Raw genomic sequence first — 17122 nt, forward strand, 5'->3', positions numbered from 1 at the left:
GTGATCTGTGAAGCGAGATCAGCCTATCCGTCCCAGCCCATCAATTGGCCCTCGAGGGCCAGCGGGTGTGCAGGTCATCGATCACGAAGGCGTGGTCATGACGATGGCCATCGGCCTCGACCAAGTGGGGATGATCCGGCGGTAGATCGTCATGGCTGTGAACCTGGGTCTCGGCGTCGGCCGCGGGCCAGACCTGTGCGGCAACGACGAGTGCGGCAAAGGTGAGGGCGGAGAAGGCCAAGGCGGTGACGGCGAGCGGAAGCGTAGCACCGAGCCATCCAGCGAGCGGATAGGTCACCAGCCAGCAGGCATGCGATAGCGCAAATTGCGCGGCAAACACGGCCGGACGGTCGGCTGCCTGGGCGGAACGCCGCAGCAGCCTGCCCGATGGTGTCTGCACGGCTGAGTAGCCGATGCCGAGCAGCAGCCAGGTCAACAGGAGCAAAGACCAAACCTGGCTTCCCGCCGGCAAGGTCGCGTTCGTGGTGCCGGTCCCGGAAGCGGCGAACAGCGACGCGCTGAAGAACGTCAGGATGAGGCCGAGCCAGAACGCCGCAGACAGCATCACGCGCCGGTCGGGAAGCTTGTCGAGAATGCGCGGCAGGACGAGCGCCGCAAGCATGGAACCGCCCCCAAAGCAGGCCAGCGCCAGGGCAACCTGCCCATCGCCCAATCCGAGCCAACCCTTCACGATGACGACGGTGTTGACGATGACCAGCGCACCGCCGGCTGCCGCCGCCATGTTCAGAGCCAGTAGACCGCGCAGGCGCGGCGTCGCCAAATAAATGCGCATCCCACGCGTCGTCTTGTCGTAGATGCCTCCCTGCCGATGGGCGGCGGGCGAAGCGGGTAGAGACACCGACAGCACGAGAGCTGCGGAGCAGAGAAAGCCGACAACGGTGCCTGAGAATAGCCAGTGAAAGCTAACAAGGCTCAGCAGTAGTGCCGCGAGAGCCGGGCTGACCAGACTCTCGAGATCGTAGGCCAGGCGCGAGAGCGAGAGGGCCCGCGTATAGTCGGCTTCCTCCGGAAGCACGTCGGGGATCGTCGCCTGGAAGGTTGGTGTGAAGGCAGCCGAGGCCGATTGCAGCAGGTAGATCAGGACATAGATCTGCCAGACCTCGGAAACGAAGGGCAGTAGCAGAGCGATCCCGGCCCGCACGAGATCCATCGCGATCAGGAAGGCGCGTCGCGGCAGCTGTGCGGCGAAGGCACCGACCACGGGCGCGACGGTTACATAGGCGATCATCTTGACCGCAAGCGCGGTGCCGAGAACCGCGCCCGCCTTTTCACCCGCAAGCGCGAAAGCGAGTAGTCCCAGCGCGACGGTCAGAAGGCCTGTCCCAAGCAGCGCGATGATCTGGGCGAGGAAGAGGTGCCGATAGGTTCGGTTGGCGAGAACGTCGAGCATGATCGTCCGATGCAGTTCTAATCAGCCGCGGAGCGGCGAAGTCAGGGCAGCCTGGGATCACGTTCTCATAGGTATTTGGCTATCTCCTTGAACTCGTCGATCGGGCGGCGCTGTTCGCGTGCGAGAGGGCCGATGACGTCTTCAAGGCAGTGATCGAGATGGTCTTGGATGAGGTTCTTCTTGGCCTGCCCGATCGCCTTTTCGACCGCCTGGAGTTGCTGGGCGAGCTCCAGGCACGGCCGGCCGGCTTCGATCATTTCGATGACCTTGCGCAGATGGCCCTCCGCCCGCTTCAGGCGTTTGGCGATCTCGGGATGGCTCTCGTGAAGATGGCTATCGGACATAGCTGATGGTATCCCCCTGGATAGGATGAGTCAAAGCGCGATTCGGCGCCTCCATGTCATCACGTCAAACTTTCGTTAAGAATGGTGTCCCTAGCTAATCGTATGCCGCGTCGCAGCATCAGAAGCAGATCGAGCCTCGCGGCCGCCTTCTTGGCGGTGTTCGCGATGTTGCTGTCCGCGGTCCCAGTCGGGCCACAATGTCTATGCGATGGCTCAGGCCGAAGCCCTGCGCCATGCCGAACTTGCCGTAGCGATCGCGGAGCACGGGCATTCGCATGACGAGGGCGAGCCGAACGAGCGCGTCCCAGGACATGTCCACGGCCACAGCACCTCCGACCATGTTCACGAGACTGCGAACCTGGTCGGTCAGCCCCGGCTCGGAATACCGCGTTTCGTCGGCATCGTGATGCGGCTTGAGCCGCAAGACACCGAACTGAGGCTTCGCCACGGCCTCGATCGACCTCCGAGATCTGTCGTCGTTTGAAAAGCGCTCCGCCACAGGCGGCGTTCCCTTACGACAAATCTTGGAAATCAAATGAAACAATCCTCATTGGCGGGGCGTCGCAAGCTGCGCGCTCTGCTCATAATCCTGCTCGCTGCGATGTTCGGGCTCTTCGGCCTGAACGCTGCGCTCGCCCATGCCGTCGCCGAAGGCGACAAGGGTTACATCCAGGAGATCACGGGGGTGAACATCGTCCCCTTCGTCTATCTCGGGGCCAAGCACATGGTGACGGGATACGACCATATCCTGTTCCTTTTTGGGGTGATCTTCTTCCTCTACCGGCTGAAGCACATTGCGATCTATGTCAGCCTGTTCGCCATCGGCCATTCGACGACAATGCTGCTCGGCGTCTATTTCAACGTCGGAATAAACAGCTACATCATCGACGCGATCATTGGCCTCTCGGTCCTTTACAAGGCGCTCGACAACATGGGCGCGTTCCAGAGATGGCTCGGCTTCCAGCCGAACACCAAGGTCGCGACGCTCATCTTCGGCCTGTTCCATGGCTTTGGCCTGTCGACCAAGATCCTCGAATACAGCATCTCCCCGGACGGCCTCGTCCCGAACCTCCTCGCGTTCAATGTCGGCGTCGAGATCGGGCAGCTCACCGCCCTGGCTACGATCTTGATCGTGATGGGCTTCTGGCGTCGCACCAACAGCTTCTGGCGCAATGCCTACGCCGCCAACACCGTCATGCTCACCGCCGGGTTCGTGCTGATCGGTTATCAGCTCACCGGCTACTTCATCTCGCAGGTTTGAGGTTCGAACCCATGTACAACACCGATATTCCGACCCGCGCGGAACTGCCGACCTCGGCGCAGCTCCTGCGTTCCACTGCCATCGCCTTTGTCGCCGCGGCTGGCATCCTCGTCACCATCGTGCTCCCGGCCGAGTATGCTATCGACCCGACCGGGGTCGGCCGCATGCTCAAGTTGACCGAGATGGGCGAGATCAAGGCTCAACTCGCAGAGGAAGCCCAGCGCGATCGCCAGAAGGATTCGACGGGCTCCATCGAGCAATCCAACCGTCCGGCCTCGGATCAGCGTTCCAGCCTGTTCGGCAGTGCGCTCGCGGCCCTTCTCGTCTCACCCGCCCATGCGAGCGAGCGGCTGGTTGTCGCCCAGGCTGCCGGACGCAAAGAGGAGACGGTCATCACCCTGAAGCCGAGCGAAGGCGTTGAATACAAGCTGACGATGAAGGCGGGCGCCAAAGTGAACTTTTCTTGGGCCACCGACGGCGGCGTCGTGAACTACGACATGCACGGCACCCCGGCCGGGGGCGGCAAAGAAAAAAGTTACAAGCAGGGCCGCGGCGCCGCTGGCGACGAAGGCGTTCTGACCGCCGAAGGCGACGGAGGCCACGGCTGGTTCTGGCGCAATCGTGGCGCTAAGGACGTGACGATCACGCTGAAAACCAACGGCGCTTATGTCGAAATCAAACGAATGATCTAAACGGATGCCTGCCAGCCGGTCGATCGAGCGACCCGGCTGGCAGGCCTTGTCGGTAGCACTATACGGGTCTGCCCGACGCTGGTGCTCGGAGCAGGGTGCCCGGAAGCAAAAGGGTTTTTCGACCTCGAGGAACTCGCGTCGCAGGACGGCGCAACCGGGGCGATCTGGCAACGCGCGACGGGAGTAGTGCGGGGTCTACGATAGTGGCGCGAACGCCTAGCTCGCAGCGCGAGGCTATCAACAGAGAGAATCTTGAAGGCGACAATTCGACGATCATCGAGATGCCGAAGCTATTTGACTGGGGTCCAGCGAGGGACCAGATTGAAATAAAATAAGCAAAATCTGGGAGGTTTGCCGTGACATCGAGGGTCGGCCGGCTCTCAGGTCCAGCCGTCAAACGCCGCGCTCTCACGCGTCGAGCCGTCTTGATTGGTGTAAGCTCAACTCTCGCCGCGCCTTCTGTGCTCCGAGCTCAACAACCATTCCGCTTCGGCCTGACACCGGTGTTTCTGACCTCCGATCTCGAACTGCTCGAAGCGCTGCAGCGGTATCTCTCGACCGCCATGAACATGGAGGTCCAGCTTGTTTTGAAGCGGACCTATCAGGAGATTACGTCGCAGCTGATCTCAGGGCTGCTCGACGCCGCCTGGATCTGCGGGTTTCCCTTCGTGGCCTATCGTCGTGAGCTCGAACTGGTGGCTGTCCCCGTCTGGCGCGGCAAACCGACCTATCAGTCCTATCTTCTTGTTGGTGCTGATCGCGATGCGAGCTCGATCGCCGATCTACGCGGAGACATTCACGCGTTCTCTGACCCAGACTCCAACTCGGGATATCTCGTGACACGGGCATTGTTGGCGGAGCGTAGAGCCAAGCCCCAGGATTTCTTTCGGCGAACCTTCTTCACGTACGGGCATCGAAACGTTGTTCGCGCGGTAGCCGCGGGCCTGGCTCAATCGGGTAGCGTGGATGGATACGTCTGGGAGGTGATGACGGAGACCGAGCCGGAGCTGACACGGCAAACTAGGCCTGCCTGGCGCTCTGCCTGGATGGGCTTCCCGCCCATCGCGACGTCCACCCCGAACGTCAGGAGTGACGGGATTGCGCGCCTGCGGCGGGCATTGATCGAAATGCCAGCTGATCAGACGGGTCGGGACGTTTTGGCTCTTCTGAGGCTCGATGGTTTCACGCCTGGGGAGCCTGCGCTTTTCGACAGCATCGCGGCCCGCGTGGATTTGGTGAGGGCACTCGGATGAGGCGAGCTTCGCTTGATCCGCGGCGCTGGCCGCTGGCTTTCAAGGCGCCTGTTCTCGTCGCAGTTTTCATGGTGGTGGTCAGTATCGTACTAACCAATGTCGTGCTGACGCGACTGCGCGAGACTCAGGAGCGACAGCTCGCGGCGATGTCGACGATCTACCTCAACGGCCTGGCCTCGGCAGTCATCCCGCATGTCTTGCGGGAGGATATCTGGGAGATCTTCGACATTATCGAGAGGGGAGCGACGCTCGAAGGTGGCTTCGGCCGCGCGAGCATCGTGGTCGTCGACAGCAAGGGAGAAACGCTTGCCGCAAGCGATCCCCGGCAAGCGCCTGTGCTCAGTCGGCAATCTGAACGAGATCGTGCATTCGATGGCGACGCGCTGCTTTTCGTCGACACTGGCAAGGGGCGCGCTTTCGCGCGGAGGCCTTTGCTCTACCAGGATCGCCGCATCGGCGAGATCTATGTTGACTATGATATCTCCCACCTGCTGCGCGAGCGCGGCGAGGTCCTCCGAACCCTGGTCGCCACAAACGCTGCAATCGCCTTGCTGCTGGCCGCCTTAGGCTACTGGATCATCAGGCGCATGCTCGGGCCGCTTGGCACCCTATCGAGGCACCTCGATCTCAGCGTCTCGGGGCCGGTACAGCCGATTCCTAAAGACGAAATCGTCGCGTCGACCCGCGAGTTCAGACGCCTGTTCATCCGCTTCAACGCGATGGCGCGTGCAGTCAACGAGCGCGAGGCGATTGCCAAAGAGCTGGCGAATGAGGAGCGGCTGGCCAGTCTCGGACGCCTGGCCTCCGGCATGGCCCATGAGATCAACAACCCTCTCGGCGGCCTGTTCAACGCGATCGACACGTTGAAGCGCCATGGCGACAAGCCGAAGGTTCGATCGATCTCGCTCGATTTGATTGAACGCGGCCTCAAGGGAATCCGGGACGTCGTCCGCTCGACGCTGGCGGCATATCGTGCCGATCGCGATCCACGCCATCTGGCCGCAAATGACCTCGATGATCTGCGATTGCTCGTTCGGCCAGAGATTGCCCGGCGCACATTGACACTGGATTGGCAAAACACGATCCAGGGCGAGTTGCCAATCGAGGCGACTGCGTTCCGTCAAATCGCGTTGAACCTGTTGCTCAATGCGATCGGTGTAAGCCCACCTGGCGGCCAGCTTTCAGTAATCTGCGCGATAGAAGGCGATCATTTGCTGCTGGAAGTCCACGATCAGGGGCCCGGCTTCAGCCCCGATGCCTATGCCGTTCTTGCCGGTGAGACCAGCAGCCCAGTTCCGTTCGGCGAAGGGGCGGGGCTCGGATTATGGGTCACGCGTCGTCTCCTCGAGGAGATGGGAGGTCAGGTGGTGATCGCCAGGTCACCGCTTGGAGGTGCCTTGATCCGCATGACAATCCCCCTGCGCGCAAAAGAGGAGCTTCGCGATGTCGCTTGAACGTTGCGCCATCGGCTTGATCGAGGACGATCCGATCATGGGGGAATCTCTTGTCCAGAGGCTCGCCATTGAAGGTGCCTACGTCACCTGGTGGAAGACCAAAGCGGAGGCTGTGCAGGGACTCTCGAAGCGCCGGCCGCAGGCGGTGATCTGCGATCTCAAGCTGCCAGACGGCAATGGCGAGGAGATCTTCCTTGAGACCGTGAAGTCCGAACGAGCTCCCCCATTCCTGTTTATGACGGCCTTCGGAGAGATTGATCAGGCGGTGCGGTTGATGCGGTGTGGCGCGGCGGATTACGTCACAAAGCCCTTCGAGATGTCGGTATTCCTTGAGCGCTTGGAGACCTTGGTTGATCCGGCTGAGCCGGAGGGCGAGGGGCTTCTCGGCGTATCGCCTGCAATGCGCGCGCTCGAAAGCACTCTCATGCGACTGGCCAGGGTCAGCGCTCCGGTCCTGCTCACGGGTGAGACCGGGTGCGGCAAGGAGGTTTGCGCCCGGTTGCTACATGCGTCCCGTGGGACAGCCGGGCCGTTCATGGCCGTGAACTGCGCCGCTATTCCGTCGGACCTCATGGAGAGCGAGCTCTTCGGGCATGAGAAGGGCTCTTTCTCGGGCGCTCACGCCCGCCATCTTGGCTACGCTGAGCGGGCTGGTGCGGGAACCCTGTTTCTCGACGAGATCGGCGATCTCGCGCCGAAGCTTCAGGCAAAGCTCCTGCGGCTTCTGGAGGATCGCAATTTCAGCCGGGTGGGTGGCGAGCAGATCGTTCCGTTCAGGGCAAGAGTAGTTTGTGCCACCAATGCAGACCTGCATCGGAAGGTGAGGGAAGGGACATTCCGCGAAGACCTCCTCTATCGCATCAATGTCGTGCATGTTCCCGTTCCACCGCTGCGCGATCGAAATGAAGACGTGATCTGGCTGATCAATCGCTTCGTGGCGGAATTCGCGAGCGAGATGGGAGAGCGCGTTCAAGGTGCCAGCGCGCTGACCCTGGAAGCTGCGCTCGCCCATAGTTGGCCTGGCAATGTGCGCGAGCTCCGCAACCGGGTGGAACGTGCGGTTGCTCTGAGCGACGGACCGTTGCTGATGCCGGGTGATCTGTTTCCTGATCTCGAAACTGCCTTCAAACCGTCTCAGCGGGAGGGGTTGGAGGGCATTCGCGACGAAGCCGAGCGGCGCCATATTGCCCGTGTTCTCTCTGAAAACGATGGAGCAGTGCTTGCTACCGCGAAGGCACTTGGGGTCTCCCGGACCACACTTTGGGAAAAGATGAGACGGTACGGCCTGGGATCCGCGAGAGATTGAGACTGCAGATAAACCGTGGTCTTTGACACGGTTTTGTCTTTGCGGTATTCGTGGGGCATCTCACGGATTGCAATGCATGAGCTCTCGACGCCGGACGGTCCGATATATCTCGACCGAGTACACGCCTGGTGAAGCGGCGCGTGCGACCGGCGTTTCGGTCGAGTTGCAGCGTGATTGGAAGCGACGCGGCTATTTGGCCTCGCGGGACGATGGAAAGCACAGCAGGTACACATTCGAAGACCTGAGCCATATGCTCGCGCTCAAGTCCTTTTCGGATGCGGGGATCGGACTTCGGGTCGCCGCCACGCCGCTCGGTAGCGACGGCTTCCGCAACGCGGAAACGGCGGCGAGCATGGCCATGTTGCCGATGCTCGGCTTCGCCAATTATGCGGTCGGGACGACTGATCCCCGCCACAGGATCGGCCGCTATGTGATCGTCGATAGCGCCGGGGTCTGTCGGACGGACAGTCTCGATGAGTATGAGCGAGAGCGGGGAACGCTTCAGCCCGGTGGGCCGGTTACAATTGTTTTCGACACGAAGAAGGCGGCCGAAGCGATCCTGGCGAAACTCGATCGCCCGCATCTGGTCGTTGAGACCACGGACCTGGACGAGTGAGAAGCGCGATGCCAAGCATGGATGCCCTCACTGCGATTGTCGCCACTCCGACCGTGTTGAGCTTGATCGGGGTCCTCGGGCTCGTGCTTGCCATGCGCCTGCGGCGGCTCAAATGGCGGGATTTCGAGATTTCTTTCGGTCGCGACGACGGCGAGCAGCCGACGAACTCTTCGCGCTGATTGCAGGGTCTGGATTTCCTTACTTTCGCAACCGCAGCATGTTCGAGAATTCGAACATGCTCAGATCGACCATGATCCTTAGGCCACTGTTTTTGTTAAGGACTTCGGCCTTCTGAGCCCTGGCACGGGGCCTGCAATCACCTCCTACCGCTCACGAGAAGCTGGCTGGAGGAACCTCAATGAAGAAGTGCGATCTGATGGTCGATCTCGGCCGCCGCCGGTTCCTGTCAGGAGCGGGGTTCGCCGCGGCAGGCGCCGCTGCGACGACGATCGTTTCCGCGCCGGCTCAGGCAAAACCCGCTGCCGCGCTGGTCGAGTATCCCGCCAACAAGCTCGGAACTGTCGCAGAGCTCAAGGTCAACGAGCCGAAGGATGTTGCCTATCCCGATGATGATGCGCCGGGCGTGCTGATCAAGCTCGGCAAGCGCGTTCCGGGAGGCGTCGGCCCTGACGGCGATATCGTCGGCTTCTCGACCGTCTGCCCGCACAAGGGCTTTCCGCTCGCGTTCAACGCGACCGACAAGACGCTGAACTGCCCCGGGCATTACTCCCGCTTCGATTGCGAGGCTGGCGGCCAGCAGGTTTGGGGGCAGTCGACCCAGAACCTGCCGCAATATGCGCTGCGGGTCGAAGCCAATGGCGACATCGTGGCTGAGGGGCTCGACGAGCTGCTCTACGGCCGCCTGTCGAACGTGCTCTGAGGGAGAAGGCCATGACCTATAAGCGTCAGATCGATCGCCTCCCCATCGTCCCCGCGGACGCCAAGGAGCACAACGTCACCTGCCATTTCTGCATCGTCGGATGCGGCTACAAGGCCTACACCTGGGACATCAATCGGCAGGGCGGCACGGATCCGAGTCAGAACAAGTTCAAGGTCGACCTTGCCCAGCAGCAAGGGGCCGACAGCAGCGCCTGGTATTCGCCGTCGATGTACAACATCGTCAAGCAGGACGGTAAGGACGTCCACTTGGTCATCATGCCGGACAAGAACTGCGTGGTGAATTCGGGCCTCGGCTCGGTTCGCGGCGCCCGCATGGCGGAGACTTCATTCTCGGAGGCGCGTTCGACACAGCAGCAGCGCCTCACGCACCCGATGGTCTGGCGCTACGGCGCGATGTCGCCGACGTCCTGGGATGATGCGCTCGATCTCGTGGCCCGGGTCACGTGCCAGATCGTCAAGGATCAGGGCGAGGACGGGCTTTTCGTCTCCGCTTTCGACCATGGCGGCGCCGGGGGCGGCTACGAGAACACCTGGGGCACCGGCAAGCTCTATTTCGGCGCCATGAAGGTGAAGAATATCCGGATCCACAACCGGCCCGCCTACAATTCCGAGGTCCACGCCACGCGCGACATGGGCATCGGCGAGCTCAACAACTGCTACGAGGATGCGGAGCTCGCCGACACGATCGTCGTGGTGGGCGCCAATCCGCTGGAGACCCAAACCAACTATTTCCTGAACCATTGGGTGCCGAACCTGCGTGGCACGTCGATGGACAAGAAGCGCGCCGAGCTTCCGAATGAGGCTCATCCCCCTGCGCGGATCGTTATCATCGATCCGCGGCGCACCGTCACGGTCAACGCCTGCGAGGTGGAGGCCGGCAAGGACCGGGTGATGCACCTGGCCATCAACTCGGGCAGCGATCTTGCGCTGTTCAATGCCTGGATGACGTACATCGCCGAGAAGGGTTGGCTCGACCGGGCACTGATTGCCGCCTCGACCAACGGCTTCGACAAGATGGTCGCGGCCAACAAGACGACCTTGGAGCAAGCTGCCGCTCTGACCGGTCTTACCGTCGACCAGATCCGCCAGTCGGCGGAATGGATCGCGTCGCCAAAGGAAGGCAATGCGCGTCGCCGCACCATGTTCGCCTACGAGAAGGGCCTGATCTGGGGCAATGACAACTACCGCACCAACGGCGCGCTCGTGAATGTCGCTCTCGCCACCGGCAACATCGGTCGGCCGGGAGGTGGCTGCGTGCGTCTGGGCGGCCACCAGGAAGGCTACTCGCGTCCGTCCGATGCCCATGTCGGTCGCCCGGCGGCATACGTCGACAAGCTCCTGATCGAGGGCAAGGGGGGCGTTCACCACATCTGGGGGTGCGACCACTACAAGACGACGCTCAATGCCTACCAGTTCAAGAGAACCTACAAGAAGCGCACTGACCTGGTGAAGGAGGCCATGGACTCGGTCCCGTTCGGTGACCGTACGGCGCTGGTCAACGCCATCGTCGAGGCGATCAAGAAGGGCGGCCTGTTCTCGGTCGATATGGACATCATACCGAGCCAGATCGGGCAGGCGTCGCATGTCTGGCTCCCGGCCGCGACCTCCGGCGAAATGAACCTGACCTCCATGAATGGCGAGCGTCGTATGCGCCTCGTCGAGCGCTACATGGACCCGCCTGGACAGGCGATGCCCGATTGTCTGATCGCGGCCCGCATCGCCAACAACATGGAGCGCGTCTTCCGGGAGATCGGCATGGCCCAGGTCGCCGACAACTTCAAAGGCTTCGATTGGAAAACCGAGGAAGACGCTTTCATGGACGGCTATCATGCCCATGAGAAGGGCGGAGAGCACGTCACCTATGCTCGCCTGAAGGCGATGGGCACGAATGGCTTCCAGGAGCCGGCGACCGGCTTCGCGGACGGCAAGATCATTGGCACGAAGCGGCTTTTCGCTGACGGTAAATTCGGCGGCAAAGACGGCAAGGCGACCTTCATGGAGACGCAGTGGCGTGGTCTCCAGGCTGCCGGCAAGCAGGCCGAGAAGGACAAATTCCCGTTCCTGATAAACAATGGGCGGGCCAACCTGATCTGGCAGAGCGCCTATCTCGACCAGAAGAACGACTTCGTCATGGACGCCCAGCCGTATCCCTTCATCGAGCTGAACCCAGCCGACATGACCGAGCTCGGTCTCAAGGACGGGGATCTCGTCGAGGTCTACAATGACAATGGCTCGACGCAGGCCATGGCCTATCCGACGCCTTCGGCGAAGCGAAAGCAGGCCTTCATGCTGTTCGCGTTTCCCACTGGCGTCCAAGGCAATGTCGTCTCGCCAGGCGTCAATGAGTTCGTGATCCCGAACTACAAGCAGACCTGGGGCAACATCCGGAAGATCGCGAGCGCGCCGGAGAATACCAGGCATCTGTCCTTCAAGAGCCGCGAATACGCGGTCTGACGTCGTCACGATGAGCGGGTCGGACGCATGCGCGACCCGCTCATTTCCCGTCGCTTCCAGCTCGCAGGTTGCCCATGACCGCTCCTGTTGCGGCGGAAGCATTGCTCGCGGCTCCAGCCGTCGATCATGCTTCCGTCACTCTCTCGATCCCGGAAGCATGCGCTCGCGCATCGGCCTATGCCGCGCCGTTGATCGAGGCCGACATTGTCCCGGTCGCGCAGGCGACGGGCCGTACGCTTGCCGAGCCCGTTGTGGCGTTGGTCGCGACTCCGCCCTTCACCCAGTCCGCCATGGACGGTTATGCCGTGGTGGCGCGTGACGGGATTGCGGTCGGAGCCCGCATTCAGGTCGTCGGTCGTGTTCCCGCTGGCAGTCGCGGGGGCAAGATCGCTCGTGGCCAAGCGACCCGGCTATTCACCGGAGCCCCGATTCCCGAGGGGGCCGACGCCGTCGTCATGCAAGAGCATGTCGATCGCGATGGCGATATCATCGTCCTGCGTCGCCCGATCCGGGCGGGAGACAATATCCGGATCAAGGGCGAGGACGTTCAACCGCTTGAGACCCTTCTCCAAGTGGGCGAGCGTCTCGATGCCCGCCATGTCGCCCTTGCCGCCGCGCAGGGCATCGGCACCTTCAAGGTACGCGCACGGCCGCGTGTGGCCGTGATCTCGACGGGAGACGAGCTCCGACAGGCCGGTGACGCACTCGAACCCAGCGCGATCTATGATTCCAACCGGCCAATGCTGCTCGCCTTGATCGAGCAATCAGGCCTGGTGCCAATCGACGGTGGCTGGGTTCCTGACCGCCCTGAAATGATCGCCGATCGACTTCAGTGTGCGGCCGAGCGAGCCGACCTCGTAATCACCAGCGGGGGCGCCTCCCTCGGCGAGGAGGACCATGCACTTGAAGCGCTGGAGCGGGCAGGAGGCAGCGGCGAAACCCTCAAGATCGCCTTGAAGCCCGGCAAGCCCGCCGTCGTCGGTCGCATCCGTACCGCGGCGTACCTGGGCCTGCCCGGAAATCCGGTTTCGAGCCTAGTCTGCTGGCTGCTGCTGGGCCGAACGATGACTTGCTCCCTTGAGGGGCGGGAGCTTCCACGGCGGCTCGGCTTTCCCTTACCGAGCAAGTCAGCCTTTGCTCGCCGCGCAGGCCGAACTGAGTTCGTTCCGGTCAAACTCGTCGACGGTCCCGAGGGCCTTGGCGTCGAAATCCTTGGCCGGGGCGGCTCTGCCCGGTTGCAACCCCTCGCTGAAGCCGACGGTTTGGCCGAGATCGCTGCGGAGAACGGCGGCGTTCGTCCCGGAGACGTGATCCTGTTTCATCCGCTTCGTGGCGCTTTCGCCATCTGACCCTTTCATCATCGGAGATCCATCGACCATGAATCGCCTCTGGCCTGTGCTTGCCTTGCTCGCAGCTTCGCCGTCCGTTGCCTTTGCCCAGGACATTTCGGCGGGCGAGCGCTCCTGGAACAAATGCCGTGCCTGCCACCAGATAGGTGAAACCGCGAAGAACGGCGTCGGGCCAGAACTCAACGGGTTGTTCGGCCGGCATTCCGGATCAGTCGAGGGCTACAGCTATTCGAGCGCCAACAAGAACTCGGGCATCACCTGGGACGAGGCGACATTCGCCGTCTACATCAAGGATCCGAAGGCCAGGATTCCAGGAACCAAGATGGTGTTCGCCGGGATAAAGAATGATCAGGAGATCAAAGACCTGACCGCTTTCCTCAAGCAGTTCGACAAGGATGGAAAGAAGGCTCCGTGAGCAAATATCACGTTCGCTCGCGGCCGATTGTGTTGAAGAAGTGGGCGCCGGGTCGGCTATCGACGAAGGCAGGGTGATCGGTGAGAGGGCGCTCGCCCCTCATGCCGGCTGGGGCGGCGCTCCCATCGGCATCAGCTTTGCCATTTTCCTGAGGTTCTGGGCGGTGGCTGCGAGGAGGAACTCGTCGCGTGCGCCACAAGGTCCTCGCAGCCGCAAACGATCGAGTTTGAGGATGCGTTTCAGATGGGCGAAGAGCATTTCGACCTTCTTCCGCTCGCGTCGTGAGGTTGCGTAGGCATCGGTGGCGGCGATGTCACGCGCCATGTCGCGGGCGCCTTCATGGATGGAGCGGAGGACCTTGCGGGCTGGGTCTTTCGGACAGCACCGCGGCTTCAAGGAGCAGGCGTCGCAGTCACGCTTCATGGCCCGGTAGCGCATGAGGCCCTCGCGATCGACGCCGTCACGCGGCACCGCGAAGGCGCGACGGAACTGTCGAAGCTCCTTGCCGCCCGGGCAGATGTAAAGATCGCCCTCATGGTCGTAAGCGAAGTCAGAGCGGCTGAAGGAGCCGTCACGGCGCTGCGATCTGTCGAAGACCGGGATATGCGGCTCGATCCCGCGCTCATGCACCAGCCAGGCGAGGTTCTCGGCCGAGCCGTAGCCGGCATCCGCCACCAGTTTCTCGGGCCAGGTGCCGAAGCGGTCCTGCGTCCGCTCGACCATGGTTCGCGCAGCCCCGACCTCGGCCTGGCGCACGGCCGTGGTCGCCTCCACGTCCATGATGACGGCATGCTTCAGGTCGATCAGATAGTTGGTCGCATAAGCGAAGAAGGCCTGCCCGCCATGGGCCGCGGTCCAGCGCGCTGCCGGGGCGGCCGGCGAGATGAACTTCGGCACGACCGGGGTCGCCGCGCCGAAGGCGGCATCGTCCAACACGGCGAGATACTCGCGCACGGCATGGTGCGAGACCTCGGGAGGCAAACCGTCCTTGCCGGGCACGCCGTCTTGACGGTTGGCGTCTGCCTTGATCAGGCTGGCGTCGACCGCGAAGCCCTCGCCGCCGACCAGCCCTTCCGCCATGCAGCGCCGAACCGTCGTCTCGAACACTTCGCGCAGCAGATCGCTGTCGCGGAAGCGGCCGTGCCGGTTCTTCGAGAAGGTTGAGTGATCGGGCACATCACCATCGAGCCCGAGCCGGCAAAACCACCGATAGGCGAGGTTCAGATGGACCTCGTCGCAGAGCCTGCGCTCGGAGCGGATGCCGAAGCAGTAGCCGACGATCAGCATCCGGATCATCAGCTCCGGATCGATCGAGGGGCGGCCGGTGTCGCTGTAGAACGGACGCAGATGCGCGCGGACGCCGGACAGGTCGACGAAGCGGTCGATCGCGCGCAGCAGGTGCTGAGGCGGGACATGCCGCTCCAGGCTGAACTCGTAGAACAGCGCCTCCTGCGCCACTGTTCGTTCGCCCATCATCGGCCGCCCCTCCCAAGGACAACTGAATCAGGACTTCAGTCTCGTAGCAACGCCCACTTCTTCAACACAATCGGCCCTTGGCTGACATTCGGAGCATCAGCCTCCGGGTAGTCGAAGAAAGGATACGCTTCTCGCGATAATTTGTGCCTGTGGACATTTGCGACAGCATGTTGCCGGGCGACGCAGGGGCAGCCTAAATAATGAGCGTCCGCCCCTGTCTGTTTCTCAGTGAACCTCTCATGGTCGCCTATCCACTTTTCGTCTACAGCAAGAAGGATGTCGGCCGAGCAGGCAGAAAACTCGCCGGTGATCTTGTCTGGAATACTGAAACACAGGACGAAATTCGTCATGCCTTTGCTGTCGCGAATAGTTGGCGCGACTCACATGCGGCGCCGATGCGCCGCATACACGCTGAGTTAATCGCGAAGGTCAGGAAGCTCGGTCTCAAACAGACCTCTGGAATCAGCGCAGCCCGACTAAAGCGCATGACGTCCATCCGGAAGAAGCTCCGGAAAATCAATATCGGACTGGAAGCGATTCAAGACCTGGGTGGTTGCCGAGCAATCCTGCCGCGGATGGAGGACGTGCAACGACTCGTGAACGCCTACGGTGACAGTTGCCGCCACATAATCTTTGACCAGAACAACTACATCGCAGAACCGAAGCCAGGCGGTTACCGCAGCCATCACCTCAAGCTCAAATTCACCGGCAGCGGGGAGGTAGAGCACTTCTCGGGGCGCCGGATCGAAGTGCAGGTTAGAACGCAACTTCAACACACTTGGGCGACGGCTGTCGAGGCTGTCGGTTTAATCCGAGGTGAGGATCTCAAAGGGGGCGCCGGTAACGGAGATTGGCTGCGCCTGTTCGAGTTGGTGTCATCGGAGTTCGCAGAGCACGAGAATTGCTCGCCCGTCCCAGGTGCGCCAGTCGGCAGGCCGCGACGCCAAGAGATTCTCGATCTCGATCGCAGACTTGGAGCCGCTGCGACGTTAGACAATCTGAGCCAAGCGTTTCGAGCCGCCGAACGTCATATTTTTGATCGCGATACCAAGTATTTCCTGATCCGCTATGACACGGCGACAAATGAAGTGTCTGTCACGGCTTATCGAGAGCCGATGAAAGGTATTGAGTCTTACGAACGGGAGGAAATCGAAACCATTATTGACCCCGAACGGCCGAGCTTTGATACCGTTCTCGTCGAGGTAGATAAGGTCAAGAATCTAAAGGAGGCGTATCCAAATTATTTCGGCGATGTCCATCTATTCCGGAGGCAGCTTCGACGTATCGGTAAGGCGAAAGACTCTGATGAGTTTCAGCTCATGCCACAGGAGATTGTTCCGCCTCGGCCGCGGGAGGCCCCGGATCTTTCATGGTTCACGAGAAATCGCTTCCTGCGCCGCTAACGTCGCCTCCAGGACGCGATCACGCGTGTGATCATTTGCTGCCAGGGCAAAGGTCGCGTGATGCGTCAGCGGATTTTCCAGCAGGGGCAATTCCACGAGTTTCTCGCGCAGAAATGACGTCCTCACTTGCGCAGCTTCTGATTTCCAGCCCTGATGATACTGCTACGAACGGCCCGGGGGGGTGTGATGGCATACCGCAACAAAACATACATCTGCTTCGATGGTGATACAGATATGAAGTATTACCGCTTGATGCAGGCGTGGTCAGCTAATCAAAGATTCTCCTTTGACTTCTACAATGCGCACGACTTAAACTCGGCGCGCGACACAAGCGAGGTCGAAAGCATCAAGCGCCAGCTACGTGTGCGCTTCGCTAATTCGAAGCTTCTCGTGGTGCTCATCGGCGAGAACACCGCGCGCCTCACGAGATTCGTAAAATGGGAAATGGAAGTTGCCCTCAGGCTGGACCTTCCAATTATCGGCGTGAATCTCAACGGATCTCGAAAAAGAGATGCTCTGTGCCCACCGACCATTCGCGACGAGCTTGCAGTGTATGTTCCCTTCGGAATGAAGATAGTGGAACACGCGATGGCAAATTGGCCAGCGTCTCACGCCAAGTATAAATCAGAAGGCAAGACAGATTATTATCACTACACGGACGCAACCTACATGAGTTTGGGTCTGTAGAGTGAGGTACTTTTTCGATTCAATATGCACCTGGTCATACTGGCGCTATGCGGTTTTCTCGACCGAGGCAGTTGCTCGTTTTTTTTGCGGCTGTCGGCGTC

17 protein-coding genes are annotated in these 17122 nt (G+C 61.3%); 13 read left to right on the forward strand and 4 right to left on the reverse strand.

Annotated features, from left to right (window positions below; all coding sequences use genetic code 11):
- Positions 1-40: 40 nt before the first annotated feature.
- From AC07NY_RS24140 to AC07NY_RS24150, 3 genes are all read right to left on the reverse strand, one after another.
- Positions 41-1411 (reverse strand): MFS transporter, encoded by a 1371-nt coding sequence (locus AC07NY_RS24140; RefSeq protein ID WP_089174896.1) that lies wholly within the window; start codon positions 1409-1411, stop codon positions 41-43.
- 65 nt (positions 1412-1476) lie between these two features.
- Positions 1477-1755 carry a metal-sensing transcriptional repressor gene (locus tag AC07NY_RS24145; protein ID WP_089174897.1) on the reverse strand — a complete coding sequence of 93 codons (279 nt, stop codon included), beginning with the start codon at positions 1753-1755 and terminating at the stop codon, positions 1477-1479.
- A gap of 118 nt (positions 1756-1873) precedes the next feature.
- A complete protein-coding gene (locus AC07NY_RS24150) occupies positions 1874-2203 on the reverse strand; it encodes a hypothetical protein (protein WP_494585903.1) in 330 nt (109 codons plus the stop codon).
- An 87-nt stretch (positions 2204-2290) separates the two neighbouring features.
- On the opposite strand from AC07NY_RS24150, the gene AC07NY_RS24155 reads away from it, so the two are divergent.
- From AC07NY_RS24155 to AC07NY_RS24205, 11 genes are all read left to right on the forward strand, one after another.
- Positions 2291-3016 (forward strand): HupE/UreJ family protein, encoded by a 726-nt coding sequence (locus AC07NY_RS24155; RefSeq protein ID WP_089174899.1) that lies wholly within the window; start codon positions 2291-2293, stop codon positions 3014-3016.
- A gap of 11 nt (positions 3017-3027) precedes the next feature.
- Positions 3028-3708 carry a transmembrane anchor protein gene (locus AC07NY_RS24160; RefSeq protein WP_089174900.1) on the forward strand — a complete coding sequence of 227 codons (681 nt, stop codon included), beginning with the start codon at positions 3028-3030 and terminating at the stop codon, positions 3706-3708.
- Positions 3709-4169: 461 nt separating this feature from the next.
- Positions 4170-4961 (forward strand): substrate-binding domain-containing protein, encoded by a 792-nt coding sequence (locus tag AC07NY_RS24165; protein ID WP_349236645.1) that lies wholly within the window; start codon positions 4170-4172, stop codon positions 4959-4961.
- On the forward strand, positions 4958-6415 hold the full coding sequence (locus tag AC07NY_RS24170) for a sensor histidine kinase (protein WP_089174902.1): 1458 nt from the start codon (positions 4958-4960) through the stop codon (positions 6413-6415). Before AC07NY_RS24165 ends, AC07NY_RS24170 begins: the two co-directional genes overlap by 4 nt.
- Positions 6405-7721, forward strand: coding sequence for a sigma-54-dependent transcriptional regulator (locus tag AC07NY_RS24175; RefSeq protein ID WP_494585904.1), 1317 nt, complete (start codon positions 6405-6407; stop codon positions 7719-7721). The genes AC07NY_RS24170 and AC07NY_RS24175 overlap by 11 nt, the downstream gene beginning before the upstream one ends.
- Positions 7722-7797: 76 nt before the next feature.
- Positions 7798-8337 carry a MerR family transcriptional regulator gene (locus AC07NY_RS24180; protein WP_157733016.1) on the forward strand — a complete coding sequence of 180 codons (540 nt, stop codon included), beginning with the start codon at positions 7798-7800 and terminating at the stop codon, positions 8335-8337.
- Positions 8338-8354: 17 nt separating this feature from the next.
- On the forward strand, positions 8355-8516 hold the full coding sequence (locus AC07NY_RS24185; protein ID WP_291665139.1) for a hypothetical protein: 162 nt from the start codon (positions 8355-8357) through the stop codon (positions 8514-8516).
- A 179-nt stretch (positions 8517-8695) separates the two neighbouring features.
- Positions 8696-9217: an arsenate reductase (azurin) small subunit gene (locus tag AC07NY_RS24190; protein WP_089174905.1), complete on the forward strand. Its 522-nt coding sequence runs from the start codon at positions 8696-8698 to the stop codon at positions 9215-9217.
- Positions 9218-9228: 11 nt separating this feature from the next.
- Positions 9229-11691, forward strand: coding sequence for an arsenate reductase (azurin) large subunit (locus AC07NY_RS24195; RefSeq protein ID WP_089174906.1), 2463 nt, complete (start codon positions 9229-9231; stop codon positions 11689-11691).
- A gap of 74 nt (positions 11692-11765) precedes the next feature.
- Positions 11766-13040 (forward strand): molybdopterin molybdotransferase MoeA, encoded by a 1275-nt coding sequence (locus tag AC07NY_RS24200; RefSeq protein WP_089174907.1) that lies wholly within the window; start codon positions 11766-11768, stop codon positions 13038-13040.
- Positions 13041-13068: 28 nt separating this feature from the next.
- Positions 13069-13455, forward strand: coding sequence for a c-type cytochrome (locus tag AC07NY_RS24205; RefSeq protein WP_089174908.1), 387 nt, complete (start codon positions 13069-13071; stop codon positions 13453-13455).
- Positions 13456-13554: 99 nt separating this feature from the next.
- Here the strand turns inward: AC07NY_RS24205 and AC07NY_RS24210 are convergent, their stop codons facing one another.
- Positions 13555-14931 carry a transposase gene (locus AC07NY_RS24210; RefSeq protein WP_291665144.1) on the reverse strand — a complete coding sequence of 459 codons (1377 nt, stop codon included), beginning with the start codon at positions 14929-14931 and terminating at the stop codon, positions 13555-13557.
- A 239-nt stretch (positions 14932-15170) separates the two neighbouring features.
- Between AC07NY_RS24210 and AC07NY_RS24215 the strand changes: the two genes are divergently transcribed.
- Positions 15171-16334, forward strand: coding sequence for a RelA/SpoT domain-containing protein (locus AC07NY_RS24215; protein ID WP_157733018.1), 1164 nt, complete (start codon positions 15171-15173; stop codon positions 16332-16334).
- Between the two features lie 186 nt (positions 16335-16520).
- Positions 16521-17021, forward strand: a complete 501-nt coding sequence (locus AC07NY_RS24220; protein WP_494585905.1) for a TIR domain-containing protein — start codon at positions 16521-16523, stop codon at positions 17019-17021.
- The last annotated feature ends 101 nt before the right edge of the window (positions 17022-17122 follow it).

The sequence above is a fragment of the Allobosea sp. GW821-FHT09G06 genome, from assembly GCF_059416005.1.